Genomic DNA, 26,375 nt, shown 5'->3' with positions numbered 1-26,375 from the left:
GCCCGCCGCCGAGCGCCCCGGGCCTACTCCGGCGACGCCAGGGCACCCGTACCCCGTCCTTCGGCGTTGAGGGGAGCCCATGAGCACAGCCGCAGCACCGGCACCGCAGAGCGGCCGGACCATCACCACGAACATCCCCGCCCGGCTCGACCGCCTGCCCTGGTCCAGGTGGCACTGGTCGATCGTCATCGGCCTGGGCACCGTATGGATCCTCGACGGCCTCGAGGTCACCGTCGTCGGCAACATCGCCAGCCGCCTGTCCGAACCCGGCAGCGGCCTGAGCATCAGCTCCGGGCAGATCACCGGCGTCGCCGCCGCGCTCTACGTCGCCGGCGCCTGCGTCGGGGCGCTGTTCTGGGGCCGGCTGACCGACCGCTTCGGCCGCAAGAAGCTGTTCATGATCACCCTCGCGGTGTACCTCGCGGCCACCGCGCTCACCGCGGTCTCCACCGAGGCCTGGTGGTTCTTCGTCTTCCGGTTCCTCACCGGCTTCGGCATCGGCGGCGAGTACGCCGCCATCAACAGCGCCATCGACGAACTCATCCCCGCGAAGTACCGGGGCCGCGTCGACCTCATCATCAACGGCAGCTTCTGGCTCGGCGCCGTCGGCGGCTCCCTGCTCTCCATCCTCGCCCTCAACACCGACCTCCTCCCCGCCGACATCGGCTGGCGCCTCACCTTCGCGCTCGGCGCCGTCCTCGCCCTCGTCATCCTGCTGGTCCGCCGGCACGTCCCCGAGAGCCCGCGGTGGCTGCTCATCCACGGCCGCGACCGCGAGGCGGAGGAGATCGTCACCGGCATCGAACGCCAGGTGCAGGACGAGAAGGGCGAACCGCTCGCCCGGCCCGAGGGCGAACTCGAGATCCACCAGCGCAAGAACGTCACCTTCATGGAGATCGCGCGCACCGTCTTCGGCCAGTACCGCAAGCGCGCCGTCCTCGGCTTCTCCCTCTTCATCGGCCAGGCGTTCCTCTACAACGCCATCACCTTCGGCTTCGGCGCCATCCTCACCAAGTTCTTCGACGTGCCGGCCGACCACACGGGCTACTACTTCGCCGTCATCGCCATCGGCAACTTCTTCGGCCCGCTGCTGCTCGGCCACCTCTTCGACACCGTCGGCCGCCGGGTGATGATCTCCTCGACCTACCTGCTGTCCGGCCTGCTGCTGTTCGGCACCGCCTGGCTCTTCGACCGCGGCTCCCTCAGCGCCGGCACCCTCACCGCCTGCTGGTGCGCGGTGCTCTTCTTCGCCTCCGCCGGCGCCTCCAGCGCCTACCTGACCGTCTCCGAGATCTTCCCGATGGAGACCCGGGCCATGTCCATCGCCTTCTTCTACGCCCTCGGCACCGCCGCCGGCGGCATCAGCGGCCCGCTGCTCTTCGCCGACCTCACCAGCACCGGCAAGGTCGGCGACACCGTCCTGGCCTTCCAGATCGGCGCCGGGCTGATGTGCGCGGCCGGTCTCGTCGCCGCGTTCCTCGCCGTGAACGCCGAACGCCGGTCCCTGGAGGACATCGCCCGCCCGCTGACCGCGGCCGCGGGCAAGGCCAAGGCGGCGGCCCGTCCCGCCCGCGGCCCGCAGGGGCCCTCGGCGCCGCCGGCGGCCACAGGGCCCTGACGAGCGTTCCGTTCGCGGGCCGGCGCCCGCGACGGAGGAGCCCCCGGAGTCCGGCGCCCTTGCGGCCGGTCGCCGGGGGCTTCGGCCGTCAAGGGATACTGGCCCTCATGACCCGCCTGATCCTCGCCACCCGCAACGCCGGAAAGATCACCGAACTGAGGGCCATCCTCGCCGAAGCAGGCCTCCCCCACGAGCTGATCGGCGCCGACGCCTACCCCGAGATCCCCGACGTCCGGGAGACCGGCGTCACCTTCGCCGAGAACGCCCTGCTCAAGGCCCACGCGCTCGCCCAGGCCACCGGCATCCCCGCCGTCGCCGACGACTCCGGCCTCTGCGTCGACGTCCTGAACGGCGCCCCCGGCATCTTCTCCGCCCGCTGGGCGGGCGCCCACGGCGACGACAAGGCCAACCTGGACCTCCTGCTGGCCCAGATCTCCGACATCGCGGAGGAACACCGGGGCGCGCACTTCGCCTGCGCGGCGGCGCTGGCCCTGCCGGACGGCACGGAGCGGGTGGTCGAGGGACAGCTGAGGGGCATCCTGCGGCACGCCCCGGCCGGCACGAACGGCTTCGGCTACGACCCGATCCTCCAGCCGGACGGCGAGAGCCGCACCTGCGCCGAGCTGAGCGCCGACGAGAAGAACGCGATCAGCCACCGGGGCAAGGCGTTCCGGGCACTGGTGCCGGTGGTGCGGGAGCTGCTGGGCTGACATGCGAAACGCCCCTCACCTTCGATCCGAAGGCGAGGGGCGGTGCGGCCGGTGGGATTCGAACCCACACGGGTGTGAACCCACTGGGACCTAAACCCAGCATGACTGCCAGTTCCATCACGGCCGCCTGAGGCGCGGCCTACTTTACTGTGCCGCTCCGTTCGCCGTCCGCTCCCCGCAGGAGAGGCGGCACGACCGCGGCGGCACGAGCGGGGTCAGATCCCCAGATCCTTGATGATCTTGGCGACGTGGCCCGTGGCGCGGACGTTGTAGAGGGCTCGGTCGACCTTGCCCTGCTCGTCGACGATGATCGTGGAGCGGATGACGCCCATGTACGTCTTGCCGTAGTTCTTCTTCTCGCCGTAGGCGCCGTAGGCCTCGGTGGTCTTCTTGTCGGGGTCGGCGAGCAGCGTGATCTTCAGGGACTCCTTCTCGCGGAACTTGGCCAGCTTCTCCGGCTGGTCCGGGGAGATGCCGATGACGTCGTAGCCGGCGTCGGCCAGGAGGGAGAGGTTGTCCGTGAAGTCGCAGGCCTGCTTGGTGCAGCCGGGGGTCAGCGCCGCGGGGTAGAAGTAGACGATGACCTTGCGGCCCTTGTGGTCCGACAGGGACACCTGGTTGCCGTCGGCGTCGGGGAGGGTGAAGGCGGGGGCCACGTCGCCGGGCTGGAGTCGCTCGCTCATCGGTCCAGCGTAACGGGGGGCGTTGCGGTGCGGCCGTACTGGGAACTGACAGACTGTCCAGGACAGCATCAGGAGACTTCGGAGGCCGTACGGTGGCGGACACGTCGGACACCAGAACCCCGGCAGAGATCGAGGCGGACATCAGGCGCCGCCGCGAAGTGCTGGCCGAGACGCTCGACGAGATCGGGGTGCGGGTGCACCCGAAGACGATCGTCGGGGATGCCAAGGCCAAGGTGGTCGCCAATCTCGATCACACGGTTGGACGGGCGTATGTCCAGGTCAACCGGGTGGTGAGCGACGTCAGGGCACAGTTCGTGGACGAGGAGGGCGCCCCGCGTCTGGAGCGGGTGGTGCCGGTGGCGCTGGTCGCGGTCGGGCTGGTGGGGCTGCTCGCGCTGGGTGTGCGGCGGCGCGGCCGCTGAGCGGCTCGGCGACCCGGGCTCGTACGGGCGTGCAGAAGGCAGGTAGGTTCGGAGCGTGAGCGCCAACAGAAACGTGCAGAGCACCCCCCATCACGACAAGCTGCCCATTCGGATGCTGCATGACCGGGTGCTGGTCAAGCAGGAGACGGGTGAGGGCGAGCGGCGTTCGGGCGGCGGCATCCTGATCCCCGCCACGGCGGCGGTCGGGCGCCGGCTGGCCTGGGCCGAGGTGGTCGCGGTGGGTCAGAACGTGCGGACCGTGGAGACGGGCGACCGGGTGCTGTTCGACCCGGAGGACCGGGCCGAGGTCGAGGTGCGGGGCGTGGCGTACGTGCTGATGCGGGAGCGGGATCTGCACGCGGTGGCCGCCGACCGGTTCGAGGGCGCGGAGGACTCCACGGGCCTGTACCTCTGAGGCGGCCGGGAGTCCCGGAGAGCGACGGCGGAGGGGCCGGTGACCGTGGTCACCGGCCCCTCCGCCGTCGCTTTGCTATGTTCGAGGGAGCCCGACGAGACGCGCCGTACCGGGATGCAGGCAAAGACGACGCACCAGAAATGGGTTCGTCTGCCGGAGGTGTGTCGTCGTGGCGTGGGTTCTGCTGATCGTCGCCGGTCTGCTCGAGGTGGCCTGGTCGGTGGGGATGAAGTACACCGACGGGTTCACCCGGCTCGTGCCGAGTGTGTTCACGGGTGCCGGGATCGTGGCGAGCATGGTGCTGCTGTCGTACGCCGCCAGGTCGCTGCCGATCGGTACGGCGTACGGCGTGTGGGTGGGCATCGGGGCGGCCGGGGCGGCGGTGCTCGGCATGGTGGTGCTGGGTGAGCCGGTCACCGCCGCCCGTGTCTTCTTCGTCTGCCTGCTGCTGGTCGCCGTGGTGGGGCTCAAGGCGACCGGCGGTCACTGACGGGCGCTTCTTCCTACGGCTGGCCTGCGGTGGCTCCGCTGTCGGTGCCTCCGCCCGTGTCGACGCCTCCGGTGCCGCCGCCCGGTGTGCCGCCGCCGGTGTCCGTGCCGCCGCCCGTGGTCAGGCCGCCGTTCGTGTCCCCGCCGGTGGTGGTGCCGCCGCCGTCGGCGGTTCCGCCGGTGGTGGTGCCACCTCCGTCGGTCGTGGCGCCGCCGTCGGTGGCGCCCCCGTCGGTGGTGGGGGTGCTGCCGGTGCCGCCGTCGGTGCTGGGGGTGCTGCCGGTGGTGCCGCCGTCGGTGGTGCTCCCGTCCGTGGTGACGCCGTCGTCCGGGCCGCCGGTGCTCGGGTCGGCGGAGGGGTCGACGGGGGCCTGGGTCTTGTCGGCGCCCGGCTGGAGCTGGAGGTCGAAGTCGCTGACCGGCTTCCCCTTCAGCGCGTCGCGGGTGTACTGGGCCCAGATGGCGGTGGGCGGGCCGCCGCCGTTCATCCGGGGCTGGCCGAGGGCGTAGTACAGGGACTTGTGCGCCGCGGTGACCGGGTCCTGTCCCATGACGGAGACGACGGTGGCGAGTTCGGGGGTGTAGCCCGCGAACCAGGCGGCGGTGTCCTCCTCGGCGGTGCCGGTCTTGCCGGCCGCGGGCCGGCCGGCGGCCTGGGCGGCGACGGCGGTGCCGTTGTCGACGACGCTCTGCAGGATCGAGGTGGTGGTGTCGGCGGCCTCGCGGGTGACGGCCCGCCTGGTCTGCCGCTGGGGCAGGTCGACCTGCTGGGTGCCGTCCTTGGTGACCTTCTCGACCATGGTGTACGTGGCGCGCTGGCCGTGGTTGGCGAGCGTGGCGTAGGCCTCCGCCATGTCGAGGACGCTGGCGGTGGCGGTGCCGAGGGCGATGGACGGGTAGGGCTGGAGGTCCTTGGTGTGCTCGGGGATGCCGAGGTCGACGGCGGTCTGCTTGACCCTGTCGGGGCCGACGTCGACGGCCATCTGCGCGTAGACGGCGTTGACGGAGAGGTCGGTGGCCTTGCGGACGGGGATGTCGCCGTAGGACTTCTCGTCCTCGTTGGCGGGGTTGTAGGCGCCGCCGGGCCAGCCCTGCACGGGGCGCCTGGTGGTGCCGTCGTAGATGGTGTTCGGGGTGATGGGCCGGCCGTCCTGCGTGGTGGAGCTGTTCTGTACGGCCGAGGTGAACACGAAGGGCTTGAAGGTGGAGCCGACCTGGAAGTCGCCCCGGGTCGCGCCGTTGGTGAACTGCTTCACGTAGTCGATGCCGCCGTACATGGCGACGATCTTGCCGGTCTTGGGGTCGACGGAGGCGCCGCCGGCGCGGACGTAGTTGTCGGCCTTGCGGTTCTTCTTGTCGAGCTTGGAGATCAGCTGGTCGTCGACGGCCTTGACGAAGGCGTTCTGCCGGTTCTTCTGGATGGTGGTGGTGATGCGGTAGCCGCCGGCCGCGAGCTGGTCGGCGGTGACGATGTCGTTGCTGATCAGGTACTGCCGCACGGCGTCGACGAGGTAGCCGCGCTGGCCGGACAGGCCGTTGGGCACGGTCTGGTCCTTGGGCGTGGGGAACTTCAGGCCCGCGCGCTCGCCCTTGCCGAGCCAGCCTTCCTTGACCATGCCGTCCAGGACGTAGTTCCAGCGGGCGACGGCGGCGGGCTTGTTCTCGGGGTGCGCGACGACGTCGTACTCGCTGGGGGCGTTGACGAGGGCGGCGAGGTAGGCGGCGCGGGCCGGGTCGAGGTCTGTCGCGTCCTTGCCGTAGTAGGCCTGGGCGGCGGCCTGGATGCCGTAGGCGCTGCGGCCGAAGTAGCTGGTGTTGAGGTAGCCCTCGAGGATCTCGTCCTTGGACTTCTCGCGGTCCAGCTTGATCGAGATGAAGAACTCCTTGGCCTTGCGGGTGACGGTCTGCTCCTGGCCCAGGTAGTAGTTCTTCACGTACTGCTGGGTGATCGTCGAACCGGACTGCTTGCCCTTGCCCAGGGCCGTGTTCCAGCCGGCGCGGAGCATGGCCTTGGGGTCGACCGCGGACTCGGAGTAGAAGTCCCGGTCCTCGGCGGCGAGCACGGCGTGCTGGGCGGCCTTGGAGACCTGGGCGAGGCTGACGTTCTCGCGGTTGACCTTGCTGTCGCGGGTGTCGCGGGCGAGCTGGGAGCCGTCGGAGTAGAGGTAGACGTTGCTCTGCTTGGTGGCCAGGGCGTTGGCGGACGGGATCTGCACGAGCGAGTAGCCGAGGAAGAGCAGGCCGATGATCAGCATGACGCCGATCACGAAGGTGCTGAGCAGCATGCGCCAGGTGGGGACGAGGCGGCGCCAGCCGGTCCGCTTGGGGCGCTTGGGCTTCTTGCCCTTGCCGCCTCCGCCGCCGGTGCCGCCGCTGTCCGCGTTGGCGGTGTCGGCGGTCGTGTTCCCGGCGCCGGCCGCGGCGGTCCCCGCCTTGGCGGCGCCGGCACCGCCCGTCGCGGCCTGGGCGCCCTTGGCCGCGCCACTTCCGGCGGCGGCCTGAGCCGCTGCTGCGGCGCCGCCGGCCATGGCTGCCCGGGGTCCGTTCTTCGTGCCGCCGCTCTTCGCGCCGGTGGTGGCGTCGCCCGGCCGGGCCGGCCCGGACGTGGTGGGGGCCTTGACGTTGCGGAGGACCTGGGTCGTCTCGGCCGCCTGGGCGTCCCCGGCTCCCTGCGGGCCGCCGGCCGCCTTTCCGCCGTCGCCCTTGCGGGCCGCTTCGGCTCCCTGGGCGGCGGTGGAGGTACGGGACGTGTTGACGCGCCGCAGCACCTGGGTGCTCTCGGCCGCGTCGGCGTCCTGGGCGCCGGGCTTCCGCGGGCCCTTGGCGGACGCGGGTGACTGCGCTGCCTGGCCGGGCACTCCGGGGCGCCGGCCGGTCGCGGACCGCTCGGCCGCCGGGTTCCCGGTGCCGCCGGACCGCGCGGAGCCCTGCGGCTCGCCCGCCTGACCGGGCACCCCGGGCCGCCGAGGCGCGCCGGAACGCCCGGCCGCCTGCTGATCGGAGCCCGCGGACTTCTCCGAGCCCTTTGACTGCTGCGGCACACCGGAGCCCTGGGCCCCGGCCGACCGCTCGCCGGCCCGCCCCTCGAAGTCCCCGGACTTCCCCGAGCCCTGCGACTGCTGCGGCACACCGGGGCGCTGAGCGCCCTCGGCGCGACCGGCCCCCGACTCCTTGGAGCCCTCGCCCTTCCCGGGCGCCTGCGGAGGCACCCCGGGACGCCGGGGCCCGGCCGGCCGCTCGGACGTCGGCGCCCCGGAGTCGGAAGACATCGCCGTGGGCGTCTGCGGCGACTGCCCCGGCCGGCCCGGCTGCCCCGGCGTCTTCGGCTGCTCCGGCTGCCGGGACGCGCCGGAGCCCTTGACCTCGGCCGACCGCTCGCCGGCCGAGCCCTCGGAACCCCCGGATTTCGCGGAGCCCTGCGGCTGTCCCGACTGCTGGGGAACCGCGGAACCCTGGGACCCCGCCGACCGCTCACCGGACGACCCGTCGAGCCCTCCGGACTTCGCGGACCCCTGCGACTTCCCCGACTGCGGAGGAACCCCGGTGCTTGCGTCGCCCGCGCGGCCGGCCCGGCCCATCTGGGCGGCCAGGGCCGCACGGCGGGCCCGGGCGGCCTGGTCCACACCGGTACCCGGCGACGACTGGCCGCCGGAGGCGCCGTCGGCCGGAGCCGCGGACTTCTCCTCCCGGCCGCCCCGGGCCGGTCCGGCGCCCGAGCCCTCCCGGCCCTGTCCCTGCGCCTGCCCCTGTTCCCGGCCCCGGCCCTGCGCGCGGCCCTCGGCCCGGTCCGGGCCGGGCCGGTCCTTGCCGCCCTCCCGGTCGCGGTCGTGGCCGCCGTCTCCGGGGCGGGTGTCTCCGGTGGCACCGCCGGCGGCCTCACCGGATCGTGCGGGCCCTGCAGTCGGCAGCGGTTGTTCCGGTGCCCCGCCCTTGTTCGGCTGCTGCGGCTGCGGCTCGTCGCTCATGTCGTGCACGGACTCCTGTTTCGCGTCGTACGTTTCCCGTACGCCTCGTACGCCTTCTGCGCCCCCGGATTGAAGACTCTCGCACCTGGCGATCCGTTCCCGGATTCCGGCACGCTTCCGGAACGAAAATGCGTCGCCGGTCGCCGGGCCTCCGGACTAGGCTCCTGCGCTTCGGTGTCGAGCGGTCCGGGAGGTTGACTGACGTGGGCGCTGGACGGTTGTACGCCGCCGTCGCGGCGGGGGGATTCAGACGGTACGCGACGTATCGGGCGGCCACTGCGGCAGGGGTGTTCACGAACACGGCCTTCGGCCTGATCCTCGTCTACACCTACCTGGCGTTGTGGGAGGCGAAACCGCACCTCGGGGGCTACGACCAGGCCCAGGCCGTCACGTTCGTCTGGCTGGGACAGGCGCTGTACGCGACGCTGGCGATCCAGGGTGGCGGCTTCGAGACCGAGTTCATGGAACGCATCCGTACGGGTGAGGTCGCGATCGACCTGTACCGGCCGGCGGACCTGCAAGTGTGGTGGCTGGCGAACGATTTGGGCCGGGCGCTGTTCCAGCTCCTCGGCCGCGGGGTGGTCCCGTTCGCGTTCGGCGCGCTGGTGTTCCCCACGGCGCTGCCCGGCGACGCGGGGACGTGGCTGGCGTTCCTGGTCTCCGTGGCGCTGGCGATGGTCGTCAGCTTCGGTATCCGCTACCTGGTGGCGCTGACAGGGTTCTGGCTGATGGACGGCACGGGGGCGCTGCAGGCGCTGATGGTCACCGGCATCTTCTGCTCGGGCATGACGCTGCCGCTGAACGCCTTCCCCGGGACGCTCGGCGAGGTCGTACGGGCGCTGCCGTGGGCGGCGCAGGTGCAGGTGCCGGCGGACGTGCTGATGGGGACGGCCGATCCGCTGCCGTCGTTCCTCTTCCAGGCGGGGTGGGCGGTGGTGCTGCTGGCGGTGGGGCGGCTGGTGCAGACGGCGGCGGCCCGGCGGGTGGTGGTCCAGGGTGGGTGACTACAGGCAGGGCGAGTACCGGCCGGGTCAGTACCGGGGTGAGTACCGGCCGCTGGCCGAGGGACTGCGCGCCTACCGGCTGATCGCCGGGATGTGGATCCGCTCCACGCTGACCTACCGGGCCTCCTTCGCGATGACGGCGTTCGGCGGGCTGGTGGTGACCGGCCTCGACTTCGTGACGATCATGCTGATGTTCTCCAGGGTCGACGTCCTCGGCGGCTACTCGCTGCCCGAGGTGGCGTTCCTGTACGGGCTGTCGGCGACGTCCTTCGGTCTCGCCGACCTGGCGATCGGTTCGGCCGACCGGCTGGGCCGCCGGGTGCGCGACGGCACGCTGGACACCCTGCTGGTGCGGCCCGCGCCGGTGCTGGCGCAGGTCGCCGCCGACCGGTTCGCGCTGCGCCGGGTCGGGCGGATCAGCCAGGGGGCGCTGGTGCTGGGCTACTCGCTGGTCGCGTCGGACATCGCCTGGACGCCGGTCAAGGTGCTGATGGTGCCGGGGATGCTGGTCTGCGGCGGGGTGATCTTCTCCGCGGTGTTCGTGGCGGGGGCGGCCTTCCAGTTCGTGGCGCAGGACGCGTCCGAGGTGCAGCACGCGTTCACGTACGGCGGCCAGACGCTGCTGCAGTACCCGCCGACGGTGTTCGGCAAGGAGCTGGTGCGGGGCGTGACGTTCATGTTCCCGCTGGCCTTCGTCAACTGGGTGCCGGCCGCCTATGTGCTGGGGCGGCCGTACCCGCTGGGCGGGCTGCCGGGGTGGGCGGCCTTCGCGCCGCCGCTGGTGGCGGTGGTGTGCTGCGCGGCGGCGGGGCTGGCGTGGCGGGCGGGGCTTCGGTCGTATCGGAGTACAGGGAGTTAGCGGTGGACGCGTTCATCGAGGTGGACAGGGTCGAGAAGGTCTTCGAGGTGCGCCGGAAGACCGGGTTCATGAAGCGGGAGCGGCGGCAGGTGCGGGCGGTGGACTCGATCTCGTTCACCGTGGCGCGCGGCGAGATGGTCGGCTACATCGGCCCGAACGGCGCCGGGAAGTCGACGACGATCAAGATGCTGACCGGGATCCTCACGCCGAGCGCCGGCCGGCTGCGGGTGGCGGGGATCGATCCGTCGCGGGAGCGGACCCGGCTGGCGCACCGGATCGGCGTGGTGTTCGGGCAGCGGACGACGCTGTGGTGGGACCTGCCGCTGATCGACTCCTACCGGCTGGCGCACCGCATGTACCGCATCCCGGACGGCCGTTACCGGGAGAACCTGGACCGCTGTGTCGAACTGCTGGAACTGGGCGAGCTGTTGGACGTGCCGGTGCGGCAGCTGTCGCTGGGGCAGCGGATGCGCGGGGACATCGCGGCGGCCCTGCTGCACGATCCCGAGGTGCTGTACCTGGACGAGCCGACGATCGGTCTGGACGTGGTGTCCAAGGCCAAGGTGCGGGGGTTCCTGAAGGAGCTGAACGCCGGGGGCGGTACGACGGTGCTGCTGACGACGCACGACCTGCAGGACATCGAGCAGTTGTGCTCGCGGGTGATGGTGATCGACCACGGGCGGCTGATGTACGACGGCGCCCTGGCCGGGCTGCACGAGGCCGGGGAGGGCGAGCGGACGCTGGTGGTGGACCTGGAGCGGGAGTTGCCGCCGATCGAGGCGCCGTCGTGCCGGGTGGTGCGGGTGTCGGGGCCGCGGCAGTGGCTGGCGTTCCCCGCCGGGCAGTCGGCGGCGCCGCTGGTGGCGCACATCGCGGCCGAGTACCCGCTGGTGGACCTGTCGGTGCGGGAGCCGGACATCGAGGCGGTCATCGCGAAGATGTACGCGGAGAAGGCGGTCTCGTAGTCTGCTGCCATGACCGACGACGCAAGTCCGGACCTCCGGGCGTCCGACGCCGACCGTGAGCGGGTCGCCGAGGTCCTGCGGGACGCCCTCGCCGAAGGGCGCCTGGACATGGGGGAGTTCGAGGAGCGGCTGGAGGCGGCGTACAAGGCGCGTACGTACGGTGAGCTGACGCCGATCACCCGCGATCTGCCGGCCGGGGCCGTGGCGGCGCCCGTGCCCGTCTCCTTCTCGAAGGAGCCCGCGGAGCGGGGTGGCTGGGCGGGCCGGATCGTCGGGGGCGAGGGTTCCTCGGCGGGCGGGTTCGCGGTGCTGTCGGGGTTCGAGCGCAGGGGCCGCTGGACGGTGCCGAAGCGGTTCAACTGCCTCGCCTTCATGGGCGGCGGGGAGATCGACCTGCGGGAGGCTAACTTCGCGGACCGCGAGGTCGAGATCAACTGCGTGGCGATCATGGGCGGGGTGCAGGTGATCGTGCCGCCGGGCGTCGAGGTGGTGGTGCGGGGCATCGGCGTGATGGGCGGCTTCGAGCACCCGAGGGACGACGGTCCGCCGGAGCCGGGCGCCCCGCGGGTCGTCGTCGGCGGCTTCGCCTTCTGGGGCGGGGTGGGCGTTGAGCGCAAGGTGACGCGGGCCGAGCGGCAGCGGCTGAAGGAGCAGCGCCGGCAGGAGCGGCTGGAGCGCAGGGAGGCCCGGCACGAACTGCAGCGGGCGCGGCGCGAGGAGCGCCGGCGGGACTAGGTCCGGTCCGCGAGGTCGCGTCGTTCGCCCGTAAAGGCCGGCGTCGCGGCGTCCGGGTGCGGCGAGAGTGCGTGCCGGGCGCCGCGACGCAGGCGCGACTTCGCGAACACGGCCCAGGGCCTGCCCGACGGCCCCGCTCTGCCAGGGGCGGGCGGCGGCGTGCCGGGCCGGGAGTGCCGAGCGCCGCGACGCAGGCGCCACTTCGCGAACACGGCCCAGGGCCTGCCCGACGGCCCCGCTCTGCCAGGGGCGGGCGGCGGCGTGCCGGCCCGGGAGTGCCGAGCGCCGCGACGCAGGCGCCACTTCGCGAACACGGCCCAGGGCCTGCCCGACGGCCCCGCTCTGCCAGGGGCGGCGTGCCGGCCGCTGCGGCGAGAGTGCGTGCCGGGCGGCGCGGCGGCGTGCCGGTGCCGGGCGCGCCGCCCGGCCCCGGCGGTCCGCGGCTACGAGGTGCAGACCTTGGTCAGTTCGCCGGCGGCGTCCGTGACGGGGCTGACGTCGGGGGCCGGGTCGCCGTTCCTGATGGCGGTACGGACGTTGCCGACCGCCTTGGAGAGGTCGTCGACGGCCTTGTTGACGTCGGCGTCGTCGGTCTTGTCGCCGATCTTGTCCAGGTTCTTCTCGATGGAGTCGAGGGAGGCGTCGGCCTGCGTGGGGTCGTCGCCGGCGTTCTCCACGGCCTGCTGGAGGTCGGTGACGCTGTCGGCGATGGAGTCGGCGGTCTGCACGCAGTCCAGGGCCTTGTTCACGGCGTCGCAGCCGGTGGTGAGGCCGGCGGTGAGCGCGGCGGTCGCTAGGGCGGCGGCGACGGCGGTGAGCCGGCTTCGGCGTCGGCTGGCGGCCATGGTGTGGTGTCCCTCCCCTGGTACGGCTGGCCGGGCGCACGGTGATGAGCCGCGCGCCCGTACCCATACGGACGTCGGGAAGGATGCGGGGGTTGCCCTCGCGTACCGGCTTTTTTGGCGGTCCCTTTACTTTGCGAGGGTGGCCTCGAGGGCCGCCCGCTGGGCCGCCGCGAGCTGGTCGCAGCCGGCCACGGCGAGGTCGAGCAGGGCGTTGAGCTCGTCGCGGGCGAAGGGCTCGGCCTCGGCGGTGCCCTGGACCTCGACGAAGCGGCCGTCGCCGGTGCAGACGACGTTCATGTCGGTCTCGGCGCGCACGTCCTCCTCGTAGCAGAGGTCGAGCAGGGGCACCCCGCCGACGATGCCGACGGAGACGGCGCTGACGGTCCCGGTGAGCGGCTGCCGGCCGGCCTTGATCAGCTTGCGGCCCTGGGCCCAGGCGACGGCGTCGGCGAGGGCGACGTAGGCGCCGGTGATGGCGGCGGTGCGGGTGCCGCCGTCGGCCTGGAGGACGTCGCAGTCGAGGACGATGGTGTTCTCGCCGAGCGCCTTGTAGTCGATGACGGCGCGCAGGGAGCGGCCGATGAGCCGGGAGATCTCGTGGGTGCGGCCGCCGATCCGGCCCTTGACGGACTCGCGGTCGCCGCGGGTGTTGGTGGCGCGGGGCAGCATGGCGTACTCCGCGGTGACCCAGCCCTCGCCGCTGCCCTTGCGCCAGCGCGGGACGCCTTCGGTGACGGAGGCGGTGCAGAAGACCTTGGTGTCGCCGAAGGAGACGAGGACGGAGCCCTCGGCGTGCTTGCTCCAGCCGCGTTGGATGGTGACCGGGCGGAGCTGTTCGGGCGTGCGGCCGTCGATTCGAGACATGCTCCCGAGCCTAGCCGTACGCGCGGAAGGGGCTCCTCCCGCGTCGGGAAGTGCCCCTTCCAGGTGAACCGGGAGGCTCACATCATGTCTTCGATCTCCGCGGCGATCGGGTCGGCGTCGGTGCCGATGACGACCTGGATGGCGGTGCCCATCTTGACGACGCCGTGGGCGCCCGCGGCCTTCAGGGCGGTGTCGTCGACGAGCGAGGGGTCGGCGACCTCGGTGCGGAGCCGGGTGATGCAGCCCTCGATCTCCTCGATGTTCTCGATGCCGCCGAGGCCGGCGACGATCTTCTCAGCCTTGCTGGCCATGTTGCTTCTCCCTGATCCGAACCGCTTTGTCGCAGTAACCCACAGTTGGCCCATCTTCGCGAGCGGCCGTGCGGTACGTGCCCAATGATGGCGATCACCACAGCGGAACCGTCCGCCGACTGGTCTACACCACCGGAGGGACGGTAGCCAAACCGGCTTGTGCGCCGAGGGGTTCGGCCGCCGGGCCGGGTCCGGGCCGAGGGGATCAGGAAGGACGCCGATGAGCGCCGACAGCGCCGAGAGCACGGCCGGCCCCGGGCGCGTCCGGCTGCACCGGTTCTACCAGGGCCTGCAGAAGATGGGCCGGAGCCTGCAGCTGCCGATCGCGGTGCTGCCGGCCGCGGGCATCCTGATCGGGCTGGCGCAGCCGGGCGTGGTCGGCGAGGGCGGCCTCGGGTGGACCGCGGTCTCGAAGGTGATGCTGGGCGCGGGCGGCGCGCTGCTCGACGGTTCGCTGGGGCTGCCGCTGCTGTTCTGCGTGGGCGTGGCGATCGGCATGGCCAAGAAGGCCGACGGCTCGACGGCGCTCGCGGCGGTGGCGGGCTTCCTCGTGTACTACGGCGTGCTGCACGAGTTCCCGCAGGACTGCCCGGCCGGCTCGAAGCCGGTCGAGCACATCGGCTGCCAGGTGGCGGACGGGTCGGTGACGGCCTTCACCTTCCAGAACCCGGGCGTCTTCGGCGGCATCGTCATGGGGCTGCTGGCCGCCTTCTTCTGGGCCCGCTTCCACCGCACCCGGCTGGTGGACTGGCTGGGCTTCTTCAACGGCCGCCGGCTGGTGCCGATCATCATGTCGTTCGTCGCCATCGTCTTCGCCGGCCTGTGCCTGTGGGTGTGGCCGCCGATCGGCAGCGGCCTGGAGAGCTTCGGCCAGTGGCTGCGCGACGCGGGACCGTGGGGCGCGGGGCTGTTCGGCGTCGCCAACCGGGCGCTGCTGGTGGTCGGGCTGCACCAGTTCCTGAACGTGCCCCTGTGGTTCCAGTTCGGCAGCTACACCAAGCCGGACGGCACGGTGGTGCACGGCGACATCAACATGTTCCTGTCGGGCGACCCGAACGCGGGGCAGTTCACCTCGGGGTTCTTCCCGATCATGATGTTCGCGCTGCCGGCGGCGGCGCTGGCCATCACGCACTGCGCGCGGCCGGAGCGGCGCAAGGAGGTCGGCGGGCTCATGCTGTCGGTGGCGCTGACGTCGTTCGTGACGGGCATCACCGAGCCGATCGAGTACTCCTTCCTCTTCATCGCGCCGGCGCTGTACGCGGTCCACGCGGTCCTGACGGGGATCTCGATGGCGGTGACGTGGGCGCTGGGCGTGCACGACGGCTTCGCCTTCTCCGCGGGCCTGATCGACTACGTCATCAACTGGCACCTGGCGACGAAACCGTGGCTGATCATCCCGATCGGCCTGTGCTTCGCGGCGGTGTACTACGCGGTCTTCCGCTTCGCGATCACCAGGTTCGACCTGCGGACACCGGGGCGGGAGCGGGCGGAGGAGCTGGAGGACGTCACCAAGGCGTAGCGGCCTCACGGGGGCACGGCGCGTAGCGCGGCGGTGACGGGAATCGCGGGTTCCTTACACCGCCTTCATCGTGCTACAACAGGTCTACACCACTGGGTGGTGTAGACCAGAGACGCCGCCGTCCTCCCTCCCCCACGTTCGGGCGGCGCCATGCCCACATGGAGGAAGTTGTGACCACGGCCAGCGCCGCTCCCGCGGCCGAGAAGAAGAAGGGCGCCGGCACGATGGCTGTGCTGCAGCGCATCGGCCGCAGCCTCATGCTGCCGGTGGCGGTGCTGCCGGCCGCCGCCCTCCTGGTGCGCCTCGGCAACACCGACATGCTGGGACGCCCGTCGTTCCCCACGTTCCTGACGAAGATAGCGGGCTTCATGGCCGCCGGCGGGAACGCGATCCTCGACAACATGGCGCTGCTGTTCGCCGTGGGCATCGCCATCGGCTTCGCCAAGAAGTCGGACGGCTCGACCGCGCTCGCGGCGGTCGTCGGCTACCTGGTCTTCAAGAACGTGCTGGGCACGTTCACCGACAAGAACCTGCCGAAGGTGGCGACGGCCGTCGACGGCAAGGTCGTCATGGTGGACGCGCCGGTGGACGCCAAGGTCCTCGGCGGTGTCGTGATGGGCATCGTGGTGGCCCTGATCTACCAGCGCTTTTACCGCACCAAGCTGCCCGACTGGGCGGGCTTCTTCGGCAGCCGGCGCCTGGTCCCGATCCTGTCGGCCTTCGCGGGTCTGCTGCTCGGCATCGTGTTCGGCTACATCTGGCCGGTCCTCGGCACGGGTCTGCACAACTTCGGTGAGTGGCTGGTGGGGTCGGGCGCCGTCGGCGCCGGCATCTTCGGTGTCGCCAACCGGGCGCTGATCCCGATCGGCATGCACCACCTGCTGAACTCCTTCCCCTGGTTCCAGGCCGGCGACTACCACGGCAAGAGCGGCGACATCGCCCGCTTCCTGGCCGGCGACCCGTCCGCCGGGCAGTTCATGACCGGCTTCTTCCCGATCATGATGTTCGGTCTCCCGGCGGCCTGCCTGGCCATCGTGCACTGCGCCCGCCCGGAGCGCCGCAAGGTCGTCGGCGGCATGATGTTCTCGATCGCGCTGACCTCGTTCGTGACCGGTGTGACCGAGCCGATCGAGTTCACCTTCATGTTCATCGCGCCGGTCCTGTACGCCATCCACGCGGTCCTCACCGGCGTCTCGCTGGCGCTGACCTGGGCGCTGGGCATGAAGGACGGGTTCGGGTTCTCGGCCGGCGTGGTCGACTTCGGCCTCAACCTGGGCATCGCGACCAACCCCTGGGGCCTGGTCCTGGTCGGCCTGTGCTTCGCGGTCGTCTACTACGTGATCTTCCGTTTCGCGATCATCAGGTTCAACCTGCCGACGCCGGGCCGTGAGTCCGACGAGGAGCTGGCGGAGCTGCAGAAGGCGGAGGCCAAGTAGCCCTCCCCCGCACGACGAAGGCCCCCGGAGCCGCTCGGCTCCGGGGGCCTTCGTGTGTGCCGTGGGGTCAGATCTCGTACGTCGTCCCCGGCGCCGCCAGGTCCACCGGGCCGGTGAAGACCTCGCGGGCGTGGGCCGCGTTGAGCTGGGGGTCGGTCCACGGCGGGATGTGGGTGAGGACCAGGCGGCGGGCGTTCGCGCGGGCCGCCGTCTCGCCGGCCTCGCGGCCGTTGAGGTGCAGGTCCGGGATGTCTTCCTTGCCGTACGTGAACGCGGCCTCGCACAGGAACAGGTCCGCGTCCCGGGCCAGCTCGTCCAGCGTCGCCGTGACACCCGTGTCGCCGGAGTACGTCAGCACCTTGCCGCCGTGCTCGATCCGGATGCCGTACGCCTCCACGGGGTGCCGCACCCGCTCGGTGTGCACGGTGAACGGGCCGATCTCGAACGTGGACGGCTTGACCGTGTGGAAGTCGAAGACCTCGCTCATGGAGGAGGCCGAGGGCGTGTCGGCGTAGGCCGTGGTCAGGCGGTGCTCGGTGCCCTCGGGACCGTGGACCGGAAGGGGGGCGCAGCGGCCGCCGTCGTGGCGGTAGTAGCGCGCGACGAAGTAGGCGCACATGTCGATGCAGTGGTCGACGTGCAGATGGCTCAGGAAGATCGCGTCGAGGTCGTAGAGACCGCAGTGGCGCTGCAGCTCGCCGAGGGCGCCGTTGCCCATGTCGAGGAGCAGCCGGAAGCCGTCGGCCTCGACGAGGTAGCTCGAGCAGGCCGATTCCGCGGATGGGAACGACCCCGAGCAGCCGACGACGGTGAGCTTCATGAAGCAGAGACCTCCGTTGGCAGAAAGCGGCGGGCGGGGAGCCGGCACAGCGGGCCGGGGCATGGCAAAGGGGGGTCGTGCGGTCCGTCGAGCGTAAGGCGCAAAAGCACGGGTCGCTCCTCCGCCAGGGGCTGTTGTGGGCGAACTCACCTGTGCTGTCACCGGTTCGGCTGGTCCGGGAGCGCACAAGTACAGAGGAGGGCGCGCGATGCCGGGCGCGCGCCGGTAACGTCGTCCTCATGGACACGTCCTGGTGGCTGGCGCTCGCGGCGGTGGTACTGCTCGCCCTGGTCGCCACGCTCGTCGACGGCTGGGGGCGGGGCCGGCGGCCCGGCGGGCGCAGACTGCGGCCGCCCGGACGGCCGGGGACCCGGGGCCGGGCCCCGACCCGTCCGCACCCCGGGGACATCTGGTGGGCGAACGTGCCCTACGAGGACCGGGCGGAGTCCAAGGACCGCCCCTGTCTGGTGCTGGCCGTGCGCGGCAACCGGGCCACGGTCGCGAAGATCACCAGCAAGTACCACGACGAGCGCGCCGGGGTCATCCCGCTGCCGCCCGGCGCGGTCGGCGACGCGCACGGGCGGCCCAGCTTCCTGCAGACCGACGAGCTGCGGGAGGTGCCGGTGGGGGAGTTCAGGCGCCGGGTGGGCGTGGTCGACCCGGTCCTGTGGGACCAGGTCCGGCACCTGGCGGGCTGAGCGGCCGAACGGCTACCGGCGGACCGTCACCGTGACCGCCCACTCCTCGACGCCCTTGCAGGAGACCTGGCCGGAGGCCGTGGGCTCGGGGCACATGGGCCGGGAGGACGTCAGCTTCGTGGTGCCGGCGGCCTTCGCCCGGTAGGCGGCGGTGGCGTCGCCCGGCTGGATGACGAAGCCCGAGTTGATCGCCTCCAGGGCGGGGCCGCTCGCCGAGACCGGCTTCCAGGGGCGGTCCTTGGTGCCGTCGAGGGTGAGCCGCAGTTCGCCGCCCTCGGTCAGGCAGAGGGTGTGGCCGTTGTCGGCGGCCGTCAGCTCGGCGTGGGGGACGCATCCGCCGGAGGACGGTGAGCCGCTCGCCGACGGGGACACCTTGCCGCTGCCGCCCCCGGTGTCGTCCCCGCCGTCCCCGCCGCTCTGCGAGCCGCAGCCCGCGAGGAGCAGCGCGGCTGCCGCGAGGGCGAGGGTCGTGGTTCGACGCATGGGTCCGCCTTTCGTCCGTGGCCGGCCGTCCGGCCGCTGGTACGGATGTGACGTACCACCGGCGCGGACGGATCCCGCCTACGGAGGACGGAATTCCCCGTCAGGTGGGCGGACCGTCGCGACGCAGGCGCGACTTCGCGGACACGGCCTAGGTCGTGTCCGCGAAGTCGCGTCGTTCGCCCGCAGGGCGGGCGTCGCGGCGTCCGGTGCGTGCTCTGGGGGTCCCCCCGGCCGAAGGCTGGGGGAGTGCCGACCGGATGCCCTCGTACTGGGTGTACTCGGGCTCTCGGCCGGTGCGGCGAGAGTGCGTGCCGGGCGTCGTGACGCAGGCGCGACTTCGCGGACACGGCCTAGGCCCAGAGCTGGCCGTGCAGGGTCTCGATGGCCTCTTCGGTGGTGGCGGCGGTGTAGACGCCGGTGGAGAGGTACTTCCAGCCGCCGTCGGCCACGACGAAGACGATGTCGGCGCTCTCGCCGGCCCGGACGGCCTTGTTGCCGACGCCGATCGCCGCGTGCAGGGCGGCGCCGGTGGAGACGCCCGCGAAGATGCCCTCCTGCTGGAGCAGTTCCCGGGTGCGGGTGACCGCGTCGGCGGAGCCGACCGAGAAGCGGGTGGTGAGCACGGAGGCGTCGTACAGCTCCGGGACGAAGCCCTCGTCGAGGTTGCGCAGGCCGTAGACCAGGTCGTCGTAGCGCGGTTCGGCGGCGACGATCCGCACGTCCGGCTTGTGCTCGCGCAGGTAGCGGCCGACGCCCATGAGGGTGCCGGTGGTGCCGAGGCCCGCGACGAAGTGGGTGACGGAGGGCAGGTCGGCGAGGATCTCCGGGCCGGTCGTGGCGTAGTGGGCGCCCGCGTTGTCCGGGTTGCCGTACTGGTAGAGCATCACCCAGTCGGGGTGCTCGGCGGAGAGCTCCTTGGCGACGCGCACGGCGGTGTTGGAGCCGCCCGCCGCCGGGGACGAGATGATCTCGGCGCCCCACATGCCGAGCAGGTCCCGGCGCTCCTGCGAGGTGTTCTCCGGCATCACGCACACCATGCGGTAGCCCTTGAGCTTGGCGGCCATGGCGAGGGAGATGCCGGTGTTGCCCGAGGTGGGCTCGAGGATGGTGCAGCCCGGGGTCAGCCGGCCGTCCTTCTCCGCCTGCTCGATCATGTGCAGGGCCGGGCGGTCCTTGACCGAGCCGGTCGGGTTGCGGTCCTCCAGCTTGGCCCAGATGCGGACGTCGTCGGACGGCGACAGCCGCGGCAGGCGCACCAGAGGGGTGTTGCCCACCGCGGCCAGCGGGGAGTCGTAGCGCATGGGGGATCAGACCATCCCGCCGGCCACGGCCGGCAGGATCGTCACGCTGTCGCCGTCGGCCAGCTTGGTGGAGATGCCGTCGAGGAAGCGCACGTCCTCGTCGTTCAGGTAGACGTTCACGAACCGGCGGAGCTGCTCGCCGTCCACGATGCGGGCCTGGATGCCCGGGTGGCGGGACTCGAGGTCGGCGAAGAGTTCGGCGAGAGTGTCCCCGTTGCCCTCCACGGCCTTCTGGCCGTCGGTGTACGTGCGGAGGATGGTCGGGATGCGGACCTCGATGGCCATGGCGTCAGGGCTCCTGTCGGAATGAGTCAGGTCGGTGGGCGCGACAGCGCGGGCGTCTCGTGTACGCGGGGGTGGAGCGCCGTCGGCTCACGGCCGTACGGCGGCAGGACGGTGGTGCGTCAACAGATGGCGCTGGCCAGCCTGCACAGGTCGACGTGCAGCCGCGCCACGAGCAGCATGCCCGGCGTCTTGTCGCTCACGTCTCGGATAACCATGAGGTCATCGTATCGATTCCCGCCCCCGCACCCGGAGTGTCGTCCCACACTTCGGATGGCCGTCGGCCACCTGCTGAGACCTCCGAGATCAGCGGGCCCGCCGGGGCGCCTGCCGGCGCCCGTCGGCACGGCCGTCAGTACGCCTGCACGACCTTGACCTCCTCCTCCGTGACCTCGCCCTCGAGGATGCGGAAGGAGCGGAACTGGAAGTCGCCGAGGCCGTCGGCGTCGGCGGTGGAGACGAGGACGTAGTGGGCGCCGGGCTCGTTGGCGTAGCCGATGTCGGTGCGGGAGGGGTAGGCCTCGGTCGCGGTGTGGGAGTGGTAGATGATCACCGGCTCCTCGTCGCGGTCGTCCATCTCGCGGTAGAGCTTGAGCAGGTCCTGCGAGTCGAACTCGTAGAAGGTGGGCGAGCGGGCCGCGTTCAGCATCGGGATGAAGCGCTCGGGGCGGCCGGCGCCCACCGGGCCCGCGACGACGCCGCACGCCTCGTCGGGGTGGTCCTCGCGGGCGTGGGCCACGATCTGGTCGTACAGGGCCTGGGTGATGGTCAGCATGGGGGTCAGGATAAGCAGAGGGGCCGCTCCGTACCGGGGAGTGGTACGGAGCGGCCCACATGCTGGACGCCCTGAGCGGTGGCCGCCGGGACTGCCACGAGTACTCCCGGCGGCCGGACGTCCTGGGGGAAGGTTTCTGCGGTGGTCAGCCGACCTTCTCGTACGCCTGCTCGTCGCGGTCCGCGATCTGCGGGGCGCGGGACTTCATGACCATCCAGCCGGCGCCCAGCGCGACCGCCCAGCCCGCCATCACGTACAGGCAGACGCGGGAGTCGGCGTCGTACGCGATCAGGCCGGTGACGAAGAGCAGGAACGCGATGGCGATGTACGAGCACACCGCGCCGCCCGGCGCCGGGAAGGAGGACGCGGGCAGCCGGCCCGCGTCGACCGCGCGGCGGTAGAGGACGTGGCTGACCAGGATCATCAGCCAGGTCCAGATGCCGGCCGCGGTGGCGACGGAGGTGACGTAGCCGAAGGCCTTCTCCGGGACGACGTAGTTCAGGACTACGCCGATGCCCATGAACAGCACGGAGACGGTGATGCCGAGCGCGGGGGTCTTGGTGGTCGACAGCTTCGCGAAGACGCGCGGGGCCTCGCCGTTGTCGGCCAGGGTGCGCAGCATGCGGCCGGTGGAGTACATGCCCGAGTTGCACGAGGACAGGGCGGCGGTGAGCACCACGAAGTTGACGATGCCGGCGCCGGCCGGGATGCCGATGACCGCGAACGCCTTCACGAAGGGGCTGACGCCTTCGGCGAACTCGGTCCACTTGACCACGCACAGGATGACCGTGAGGGCGCCCACGTAGAACAGGGCGATGCGCCACGGCAGGGTGTTGATCGCCTTCGGGAGGGTCTTCTCCGGGTTCTCGGACTCGCCCGCGGTGACGCCGACCAGCTCGACGGCGAGGTAGGCGAACATCACGCCCTGCAGGGTCATCAGCGAGGAGCCGACGCCCTTGGGGAAGAAGCCGTCGAACTGCCAGAGGTTGGCCACGTGCGCGGTGTCACCGGCGGCGCTGAAGCCGAAGGTGAGCACGCCGAGGCCGATCACGATCATGCCGATCAGGGCGGTGACCTTGACCATGGAGAACCAGAACTCGATCTCGCCAAACAGCTTGACCGAGATCAGGTTGGCCACGAAGAGGACCACGAGGAAGACCAGGGCCGTGACCCACTGCGGGACGGCCGGGAACCAGTAGTTGACGTAGATGGCGGCGGCCGTGAGCTCGGCCATGCCGGTGACCACCCACATCAGCCAGTACGTCCAGCCGGTGAAGTAGCCGAAGAACGGGCCGAGGAACTCACGGGAGTACTCGGCGAAGGAGCCGGAGACGGGACGGTAGAGCAGCAGCTCGCCCAGGGCCCGCATGATGAAGAAGATGATCACGCCGGCGAGGGCGTACATGAGGATGAGGCTGGGGCCGGCCTTGGCGATGTTCGCCCCGGCTCCCAGGAACAGGCCGACGCCGATGGCACCGCCGATGGCGATCATCTGGACCTGACGGCTGCCGAGCCCGCGCTCGTACCCCTCTTCGGGGGTTTCGGTGACCCTCTCGGAGGCCATGTGTGGTGCGCCTTTCTCCATGCCGACCCAGGCCTTTCGTCGGCCTCGGATCGGGTTTCGATCCCCCCGGATTGATGGAGCTGGGCAGGGCTCAGGGAGCCCGCCCGTGCCTGGCCGGAGGTTGCCGGCTCGGTGGCGCACCCGGCCGGACATGGGTGGTGTCGGCCGGGCGGTCGTGAAGATTTATCACGGCCGCAATATTGAGCACGAGAGGAGGTTGTGACGCACCACACAGGGAGAAGCGGACAAAGAGCGCTCGAACGCGTGAAATCGGACCGCAGTGGTGACGCGATCGTTATCCGGATTTGAGTGTCCTTTGAGCGAACACCGAATCGGGACGATCAGGGCATCAAGGTCGTCACGAGGGTTTCCTGGAGCCCGCCGAGCCACAGATAGGCCATCACCATCGGCTTGCGCGGGTCCTCGTCCGGCAGCCGGTAGAGCAGCTCGGTGTCGTCCTCGTCGGTGATCTCCAGCCGGGCGCCGATCGCCAGCCGGAGGTCGTTGAGGGCCCCGAGCCACCAGCGCGACTCGTCCGGGGACAGCTTGAGGACCGCCGCGCCCGCGTCCGACGCGTGCAGCGCGTCCAGGGTGCGGATCACCGCCAGCGCGTTCTCCCGCTTGCCGGCGCGCAGGTCGTTCTCGGTGTAGCGGCGGAACTCGGCGGAGTGCGCCTGCCGCTCCTCCGCCTCGGCCGGCGAGGCGGGCTCCCGCTCGGGGTCGCTGTACGCGTCGGGGAAGAGCCTTCTGAGGACCGGGTCGGCGGGCGGCTCGCTCGGCCCGTCGGCGAACAGCTCGGCCAGCGGGTCGGCGGCTTCCTCGGCGGGGCCGGGGCCGATGAGCTCCAGGAGCTGCACGGCCAGCGACCGGATGATGGAGATCTCGACGTCGTCGAGCGCGACGGCAGCGCCGCCACCGGGAATCGGTTCGAAGGTTCCGGGCATGGAGGAGATCGCTACTTCCGGTCCTGCTGGAGGGTGGCCCACAGTCCGTAGCCGTGCATCGCCTGCACGTCGCGCTCCATCTCCTCGCGGCTTCCGCTGGAGACGACCGCCCGGCCCTTGTGGTGGACGTCGAGCATGAGCTTGGTGGCCTTTTCCTTCGGGTAGCCGAAGTAGGACTGGAAGACGTAGGTCACGTAGCTCATGAGGTTGACCGGGTCGTTGTGCACGATCGTGACCCAGGGGACGTCGGGCTCGGGTACGGCGAAGACCTCCTCCGCCGACTCGGTGCGTTCGATCTCTACGGGCGCGGGTGACGTCACACAGCCCATGCTGCCACGCGGGGCAGTATTCGTCACACTGACGAAATGGGGGTACGATCCTCGTCATGCTGCACACACCGGGGGACAACCCCCGGGCCCCCGGCATGTCCTGGGGCGGCCAGGCAGTCACGAGCTGACGGAGGTAGTGGTGGACGTGGCGGACCTTGGGCTGCCGGTGGACGTTCCCTCGACGGCGCTCTTCACGGACCAGTACGAGCTGACCATGCTGCAGGCCGCCCTGAAGGGCGGGACGGCCGAGCGGCGCAGCGTCTTCGAGGTCTTCACCCGGCGGCTGCCCCACGGGCGCCGGTACGGCGTGGTGGCGGGCACCGGACGGGTGCTGGACGCGGTCGAGAACTTCCGTTTCGACGAGGGCGTCCTCGGCTTCCTGCGCGAGCGCGGGATCGTCGACGAGGAGACCCTGAAGTGGCTCGCCGGCTACCGCTTCCGCGGTGACGTGTGGGGCTACCCCGAGGGGGAGGTGTACTTCCCGGGCTCGCCGATCCTGCGGGTCGAGGGCTCCTTCGCCGAGTGCGTGCTGCTGGAGACCGTGATCCTCTCCATCCTCAACCACGACTCGGCGATCGCGGCCGCCGCGTCCCGGATGGCCTCGGCGGCCGGCGACCGGCCCCTGATCGAGATGGGCGCCCGCCGCACCCACGAGCTGGCCGCCGTGGCCGCCTCCCGGGCCGCGTACGTCGGCGGCTTCGCGACCACCTCCGACCTCGCGGCCGGCTTCCGGTACGGCATCCCGACCGTGGGCACCTCCGCGCACGCCTTCACCCTGCTGCACGACCGGGAGCGGGACGCCTTCCAGGCCCAGGTGGAGTCCCTCGGCCGGGGCACCACCCTGCTCGTGGACACCTACGACGTCGCCGAGGCCGTCCGCACGGCGGTGGAGGTGGCCGGTCCCGAGCTGGGCGCGGTGCGCATCGACTCCGGGGACCTGCTGCTGGTCGCGCACCGGGTGCGGCAGCAGCTCGACGAGCTGGGCGCGACCGGCACCAAGATCGTCGTCACCTCCGACCTGGACGAGTACGCCATCGCCTCGCTCGCGGCGGCGCCCGTGGACGCGTACGGCGTCGGCACCCAGCTCGTGACCGGCTCCGGGCACCCCACCTGCTCGATGGTCTACAAGCTGGTCGCGCGGGCCGATTCCGCCGACCCGGCGGCGCCGCTGGTGCCGGTGGCGAAGAAGTCCAGCGGGGGCAAGTCCTCCGTCGGCGGCCGCAAGTGGGCGGCGCGCCGGCTGGACCGGGACGGTGTCGCGGAGGCCGAGGTCGTGGGCACCGGGCCGGTCCCCGACGAGCTGGCCGGACGGCAGCTTCTGGTGCGGCTGGTCGAGGCCGGCGAGGTGGTCGCGCGCGAGCCGCTGGACGTGGCCCGCGACCGGCACATCGCGGCGCGCGCCGCCCTGCCGCTGTCCGCCACGCAGCTCTCCCGGGGCGAGCCCGTCCTCCCGACGGAGTACACGCGGGACGTCTCGGGTAGCTAAAGCAGGACGCCACCGCTCCCCCCGTCCGTCGGCCCCCTCCCGCGGGGACCGTGAAATCTCCAGGCTCAGTCAGTCACCCGGACAGTCGAAGGACACCCATCATGCGCCGCGCCTTGATCGTCGTAGACGTGCAGAACGACTTCTGCGAGGGAGGCAGCCTGGCGGTGGCCGGCGGCGCCGACGTGGCCGCCGCCGTCACCGAGCTGATCGGCCAGGCGGGGGGCACCGGGTACCGCCATGTGGTGGCCACCCGCGACCACCACATCGCGCCCGGCGGCCACTTCGCCGACGACCCCGACTTCGTCCGCTCCTGGCCCGCGCACTGCGTCGCGGGGACCGAGGGGGTGGGCTTCCACCCGAACTTCGCGCCGGCCGTCGCCTCGGGGGCGGTGGACGCGGTGTTCGACAAGGGCGCGTACTCGGCGGCCTACAGCGGCTTCGAGGGCGCCGACGAGAACGGCGTCCCGCTGGCCGAGTGGCTGCGCGACCGGCACATCGACGAGGTGGACGTGGTCGGCATAGCCACCGACCACTGCGTACGGGCCACCGCGCTGGACGCGGTCCGCGAGGGCTTCCGCACGCAGATCCTCCTGGACCTGACCGCGGGCGTCGCCCCGGAGACGACGGAGCGGGCCCTGGAGGAGCTGCGCGGGGCCGGGGTGGAGCTCACCGGCAAGCCGGTGGTCGGCGGCTAGGTCGTGTCCGCAAAGTCGCGTCGTTCGCCCGCAGGGCGGGCGTCGCGGCGTCCGGTGCGTGCCCTGGGGGTCCCCCCGGCCGAAGGCTGGGGGAGTGCCGGCCGGATGCCCTCGTACTGGGTGTACTCGGGCTTTCGGCCGGTGCGGCGAGAGTGCGT

The 26,375-nt window shown here is 71.7% G+C and carries 28 protein-coding genes, 1 tRNA gene and 1 riboswitch; of the genes, 14 read left to right on the top strand and 15 right to left on the bottom strand.

What is annotated here, in order from left to right:
• Positions 1 to 79 precede the first annotated feature (79 nt).
• Positions 80 to 1,618, top strand: a complete 1,539-nt coding sequence (locus ACFYU0_RS09025; RefSeq protein ID WP_389299006.1) for an MFS transporter — start codon at positions 80 to 82, stop codon at positions 1,616 to 1,618.
• Between the two features lie 107 nt (positions 1,619 to 1,725).
• Positions 1,726 to 2,328 (top strand): RdgB/HAM1 family non-canonical purine NTP pyrophosphatase, encoded by a 603-nt coding sequence (gene rdgB / locus ACFYU0_RS09020; protein WP_389299002.1) that lies wholly within the window; start codon positions 1,726 to 1,728, stop codon positions 2,326 to 2,328.
• 43 nt (positions 2,329 to 2,371) lie between these two features.
• On the opposite strand, the gene ACFYU0_RS09015 is transcribed toward rdgB, so the two are convergent.
• A tRNA-Leu gene (locus ACFYU0_RS09015) sits at positions 2,372 to 2,455 on the bottom strand.
• An 88-nt stretch (positions 2,456 to 2,543) separates the two neighbouring features.
• Entirely contained in the window at positions 2,544 to 3,011 is a 468-nt protein-coding gene (bcp, locus tag ACFYU0_RS09010) for a thioredoxin-dependent thiol peroxidase (protein ID WP_351665228.1), read from the bottom strand.
• 92 nt (positions 3,012 to 3,103) lie between these two features.
• Here bcp and ACFYU0_RS09005 point away from each other — a divergent pair, with 92 nt between their 5' ends.
• The 3 genes from ACFYU0_RS09005 (at position 3,104) to ACFYU0_RS08995 (ending at position 4,338) form a co-directional block, all read left to right on the top strand.
• Positions 3,104 to 3,433, top strand: coding sequence for a DUF3618 domain-containing protein (locus ACFYU0_RS09005; protein ID WP_199210710.1), 330 nt, complete (start codon positions 3,104 to 3,106; stop codon positions 3,431 to 3,433).
• 55 nt (positions 3,434 to 3,488) lie between these two features.
• Complete coding sequence (locus ACFYU0_RS09000; protein ID WP_351665232.1) at positions 3,489 to 3,848, top strand: co-chaperone GroES; 360 nt, start codon at positions 3,489 to 3,491, stop codon at positions 3,846 to 3,848.
• A gap of 65 nt (positions 3,849 to 3,913) precedes the next feature.
• Positions 3,914 to 3,984, top strand: a riboswitch (guanidine-III (ykkC-III) riboswitch).
• A gap of 33 nt (positions 3,985 to 4,017) precedes the next feature.
• The gene (locus ACFYU0_RS08995) at positions 4,018 to 4,338 is read left to right on the top strand and encodes a DMT family transporter (RefSeq protein ID WP_389298997.1); all 321 of its coding nucleotides are present in this window, start codon (positions 4,018 to 4,020) and stop codon (positions 4,336 to 4,338) included.
• 13 nt (positions 4,339 to 4,351) lie between these two features.
• On the opposite strand, the gene ACFYU0_RS08990 is transcribed toward ACFYU0_RS08995, so the two are convergent.
• Positions 4,352 to 6,865: a transglycosylase domain-containing protein gene (locus tag ACFYU0_RS08990; RefSeq protein ID WP_389299906.1), complete on the bottom strand. Its 2,514-nt coding sequence runs from the start codon at positions 6,863 to 6,865 to the stop codon at positions 4,352 to 4,354.
• Positions 6,866 to 8,505: 1,640 nt separating this feature from the next.
• Here ACFYU0_RS08990 and ACFYU0_RS08985 point away from each other — a divergent pair.
• From ACFYU0_RS08985 to ACFYU0_RS08970, 4 genes are all read left to right on the top strand, one after another.
• Complete coding sequence (locus ACFYU0_RS08985; protein WP_389298994.1) at positions 8,506 to 9,306, top strand: ABC transporter permease; 801 nt, start codon at positions 8,506 to 8,508, stop codon at positions 9,304 to 9,306.
• Between the two features lie 91 nt (positions 9,307 to 9,397).
• Positions 9,398 to 10,165: an ABC transporter permease gene (locus tag ACFYU0_RS08980; RefSeq protein ID WP_389299903.1), complete on the top strand. Its 768-nt coding sequence runs from the start codon at positions 9,398 to 9,400 to the stop codon at positions 10,163 to 10,165.
• Positions 10,123 to 11,130 carry an ATP-binding cassette domain-containing protein gene (locus tag ACFYU0_RS08975; RefSeq protein ID WP_351665416.1) on the top strand — a complete coding sequence of 336 codons (1,008 nt, stop codon included), beginning with the start codon at positions 10,123 to 10,125 and terminating at the stop codon, positions 11,128 to 11,130. Before ACFYU0_RS08980 ends, ACFYU0_RS08975 begins: the two co-directional genes overlap by 43 nt.
• A 9-nt stretch (positions 11,131 to 11,139) precedes the next feature.
• The gene (locus ACFYU0_RS08970; RefSeq protein ID WP_389298991.1) at positions 11,140 to 11,865 is read left to right on the top strand and encodes a DUF1707 domain-containing protein; all 726 of its coding nucleotides are present in this window, start codon (positions 11,140 to 11,142) and stop codon (positions 11,863 to 11,865) included.
• A gap of 443 nt (positions 11,866 to 12,308) precedes the next feature.
• On the opposite strand, the gene ACFYU0_RS08965 is transcribed toward ACFYU0_RS08970, so the two are convergent.
• From ACFYU0_RS08965 to ACFYU0_RS08955, 3 genes are all read right to left on the bottom strand, one after another.
• Complete coding sequence (locus ACFYU0_RS08965; RefSeq protein WP_351665242.1) at positions 12,309 to 12,710, bottom strand: hypothetical protein; 402 nt, start codon at positions 12,708 to 12,710, stop codon at positions 12,309 to 12,311.
• Positions 12,711 to 12,836: 126 nt separating this feature from the next.
• Positions 12,837 to 13,574, bottom strand: coding sequence for a ribonuclease PH (gene rph / locus ACFYU0_RS08960; protein ID WP_351665244.1), 738 nt, complete (start codon positions 13,572 to 13,574; stop codon positions 12,837 to 12,839).
• A 77-nt stretch (positions 13,575 to 13,651) separates the two neighbouring features.
• Positions 13,652 to 13,885, bottom strand: coding sequence for a PTS glucose/sucrose transporter subunit IIB (locus tag ACFYU0_RS08955; protein WP_351665246.1), 234 nt, complete (start codon positions 13,883 to 13,885; stop codon positions 13,652 to 13,654).
• 220 nt (positions 13,886 to 14,105) lie between these two features.
• Here ACFYU0_RS08955 and ACFYU0_RS08950 point away from each other — a divergent pair, with 220 nt between their 5' ends.
• Both ACFYU0_RS08950 and ACFYU0_RS08945 read left to right on the top strand, forming a co-directional pair.
• Positions 14,106 to 15,404 (top strand): PTS transporter subunit EIIC, encoded by a 1,299-nt coding sequence (locus tag ACFYU0_RS08950; protein WP_389298987.1) that lies wholly within the window; start codon positions 14,106 to 14,108, stop codon positions 15,402 to 15,404.
• A 170-nt stretch (positions 15,405 to 15,574) separates the two neighbouring features.
• Positions 15,575 to 16,840 carry a PTS transporter subunit EIIC gene (locus tag ACFYU0_RS08945; protein ID WP_389298985.1) on the top strand — a complete coding sequence of 422 codons (1,266 nt, stop codon included), beginning with the start codon at positions 15,575 to 15,577 and terminating at the stop codon, positions 16,838 to 16,840.
• A gap of 67 nt (positions 16,841 to 16,907) precedes the next feature.
• Here the strand turns inward: ACFYU0_RS08945 and ACFYU0_RS08940 are convergent, their stop codons facing one another.
• Positions 16,908 to 17,660 carry an MBL fold metallo-hydrolase gene (locus ACFYU0_RS08940; RefSeq protein WP_389298982.1) on the bottom strand — a complete coding sequence of 251 codons (753 nt, stop codon included), beginning with the start codon at positions 17,658 to 17,660 and terminating at the stop codon, positions 16,908 to 16,910.
• Positions 17,661 to 17,899: 239 nt separating this feature from the next.
• Here ACFYU0_RS08940 and ACFYU0_RS08935 point away from each other — a divergent pair, with 239 nt between their 5' ends.
• Positions 17,900 to 18,358 (top strand): type II toxin-antitoxin system PemK/MazF family toxin, encoded by a 459-nt coding sequence (locus tag ACFYU0_RS08935; protein ID WP_389298979.1) that lies wholly within the window; start codon positions 17,900 to 17,902, stop codon positions 18,356 to 18,358.
• 12 nt (positions 18,359 to 18,370) lie between these two features.
• On the opposite strand, the gene ACFYU0_RS08930 is transcribed toward ACFYU0_RS08935, so the two are convergent.
• The 8 genes from ACFYU0_RS08930 to clpS form a co-directional block, all read right to left on the bottom strand.
• Positions 18,371 to 18,841 carry a hypothetical protein gene (locus ACFYU0_RS08930; RefSeq protein WP_389298977.1) on the bottom strand — a complete coding sequence of 157 codons (471 nt, stop codon included), beginning with the start codon at positions 18,839 to 18,841 and terminating at the stop codon, positions 18,371 to 18,373.
• Between the two features lie 350 nt (positions 18,842 to 19,191).
• Positions 19,192 to 20,142 (bottom strand): PLP-dependent cysteine synthase family protein, encoded by a 951-nt coding sequence (locus ACFYU0_RS08925; RefSeq protein ID WP_389298975.1) that lies wholly within the window; start codon positions 20,140 to 20,142, stop codon positions 19,192 to 19,194.
• A 6-nt stretch (positions 20,143 to 20,148) separates the two neighbouring features.
• Entirely contained in the window at positions 20,149 to 20,427 is a 279-nt protein-coding gene (locus ACFYU0_RS08920) for a MoaD/ThiS family protein (protein WP_351665260.1), read from the bottom strand.
• Between the two features lie 119 nt (positions 20,428 to 20,546).
• Positions 20,547 to 20,642 carry a putative leader peptide gene (locus ACFYU0_RS08915; RefSeq protein ID WP_351665262.1) on the bottom strand — a complete coding sequence of 32 codons (96 nt, stop codon included), beginning with the start codon at positions 20,640 to 20,642 and terminating at the stop codon, positions 20,547 to 20,549.
• A gap of 134 nt (positions 20,643 to 20,776) precedes the next feature.
• On the bottom strand, positions 20,777 to 21,199 hold the full coding sequence (locus ACFYU0_RS08910; RefSeq protein WP_351665264.1) for a M67 family metallopeptidase: 423 nt from the start codon (positions 21,197 to 21,199) through the stop codon (positions 20,777 to 20,779).
• A 145-nt stretch (positions 21,200 to 21,344) separates the two neighbouring features.
• Positions 21,345 to 22,763 (bottom strand): amino acid permease, encoded by a 1,419-nt coding sequence (locus tag ACFYU0_RS08905; protein WP_389298970.1) that lies wholly within the window; start codon positions 22,761 to 22,763, stop codon positions 21,345 to 21,347.
• 341 nt (positions 22,764 to 23,104) lie between these two features.
• Complete coding sequence (locus tag ACFYU0_RS08900; RefSeq protein WP_351665268.1) at positions 23,105 to 23,707, bottom strand: DUF2017 domain-containing protein; 603 nt, start codon at positions 23,705 to 23,707, stop codon at positions 23,105 to 23,107.
• An 11-nt stretch (positions 23,708 to 23,718) separates the two neighbouring features.
• On the bottom strand, positions 23,719 to 24,036 hold the full coding sequence (gene clpS, locus ACFYU0_RS08895; protein WP_389299900.1) for an ATP-dependent Clp protease adapter ClpS: 318 nt from the start codon (positions 24,034 to 24,036) through the stop codon (positions 23,719 to 23,721).
• Between the two features lie 139 nt (positions 24,037 to 24,175).
• On the opposite strand from clpS, the gene ACFYU0_RS08890 reads away from it, so the two are divergent.
• Together ACFYU0_RS08890 and ACFYU0_RS08885 are read left to right on the top strand one after the other, a co-directional pair.
• Positions 24,176 to 25,522 (top strand): nicotinate phosphoribosyltransferase, encoded by a 1,347-nt coding sequence (locus ACFYU0_RS08890; protein WP_389298968.1) that lies wholly within the window; start codon positions 24,176 to 24,178, stop codon positions 25,520 to 25,522.
• Between the two features lie 101 nt (positions 25,523 to 25,623).
• On the top strand, positions 25,624 to 26,217 hold the full coding sequence (locus ACFYU0_RS08885; protein ID WP_351665272.1) for an isochorismatase family protein: 594 nt from the start codon (positions 25,624 to 25,626) through the stop codon (positions 26,215 to 26,217).
• The last annotated feature ends 158 nt before the right edge of the window (positions 26,218 to 26,375 follow it).

This window comes from Streptomyces sp. NPDC003720, from assembly GCF_042875075.1.
GTDB lineage: Bacteria > Actinomycetota > Actinomycetes > Streptomycetales > Streptomycetaceae > Streptomyces.
Note: the sequence above shows the minus strand (reverse complement) of the source record. Positions and strands in the feature narration are given on the sequence as shown.

Coding starts and splice junctions, on each gene's coding strand:
- rdgB (WP_389299002.1), top strand. CDS start 1,726: ATGACCCGCCTGATCCTCGCCACCCGCAACGCCGGAAAGATCACCGAA.
- ACFYU0_RS08920 (WP_351665260.1), bottom strand. CDS start 20,427: ATGGCCATCGAGGTCCGCATCCCGACCATCCTCCGCACGTACACCGAC.
- clpS (WP_389299900.1), bottom strand. CDS start 24,036: ATGGGCTGTGTGACGTCACCCGCGCCCGTAGAGATCGAACGCACCGAG.
- ACFYU0_RS08940 (WP_389298982.1), bottom strand. CDS start 17,660: ATGAAGCTCACCGTCGTCGGCTGCTCGGGGTCGTTCCCATCCGCGGAA.
- ACFYU0_RS08910 (WP_351665264.1), bottom strand. CDS start 21,199: ATGCTGACCATCACCCAGGCCCTGTACGACCAGATCGTGGCCCACGCC.
- rph (WP_351665244.1), bottom strand. CDS start 13,574: ATGTCTCGAATCGACGGCCGCACGCCCGAACAGCTCCGCCCGGTCACC.
- ACFYU0_RS09025 (WP_389299006.1), top strand. CDS start 80: ATGAGCACAGCCGCAGCACCGGCACCGCAGAGCGGCCGGACCATCACC.
- ACFYU0_RS08980 (WP_389299903.1), top strand. CDS start 9,398: ATGTGGATCCGCTCCACGCTGACCTACCGGGCCTCCTTCGCGATGACG.
- ACFYU0_RS08900 (WP_351665268.1), bottom strand. CDS start 23,707: ATGCCCGGAACCTTCGAACCGATTCCCGGTGGCGGCGCTGCCGTCGCG.
- ACFYU0_RS08905 (WP_389298970.1), bottom strand. CDS start 22,763: ATGGCCTCCGAGAGGGTCACCGAAACCCCCGAAGAGGGGTACGAGCGC.
- ACFYU0_RS08925 (WP_389298975.1), bottom strand. CDS start 20,142: ATGCGCTACGACTCCCCGCTGGCCGCGGTGGGCAACACCCCTCTGGTG.
- ACFYU0_RS08935 (WP_389298979.1), top strand. CDS start 17,900: ATGGACACGTCCTGGTGGCTGGCGCTCGCGGCGGTGGTACTGCTCGCC.
- ACFYU0_RS08965 (WP_351665242.1), bottom strand. CDS start 12,710: ATGGCCGCCAGCCGACGCCGAAGCCGGCTCACCGCCGTCGCCGCCGCC.
- ACFYU0_RS08930 (WP_389298977.1), bottom strand. CDS start 18,841: ATGCGTCGAACCACGACCCTCGCCCTCGCGGCAGCCGCGCTGCTCCTC.
- ACFYU0_RS08915 (WP_351665262.1), bottom strand. CDS start 20,642: ATGGTTATCCGAGACGTGAGCGACAAGACGCCGGGCATGCTGCTCGTG.
- ACFYU0_RS08970 (WP_389298991.1), top strand. CDS start 11,140: ATGACCGACGACGCAAGTCCGGACCTCCGGGCGTCCGACGCCGACCGT.
- ACFYU0_RS08950 (WP_389298987.1), top strand. CDS start 14,106: ATGAGCGCCGACAGCGCCGAGAGCACGGCCGGCCCCGGGCGCGTCCGG.
- bcp (WP_351665228.1), bottom strand. CDS start 3,011: ATGAGCGAGCGACTCCAGCCCGGCGACGTGGCCCCCGCCTTCACCCTC.
- ACFYU0_RS08885 (WP_351665272.1), top strand. CDS start 25,624: ATGCGCCGCGCCTTGATCGTCGTAGACGTGCAGAACGACTTCTGCGAG.
- ACFYU0_RS08955 (WP_351665246.1), bottom strand. CDS start 13,885: ATGGCCAGCAAGGCTGAGAAGATCGTCGCCGGCCTCGGCGGCATCGAG.
- ACFYU0_RS08990 (WP_389299906.1), bottom strand. CDS start 6,865: ATGGCCGGCGGCGCCGCAGCAGCGGCTCAGGCCGCCGCCGGAAGTGGC.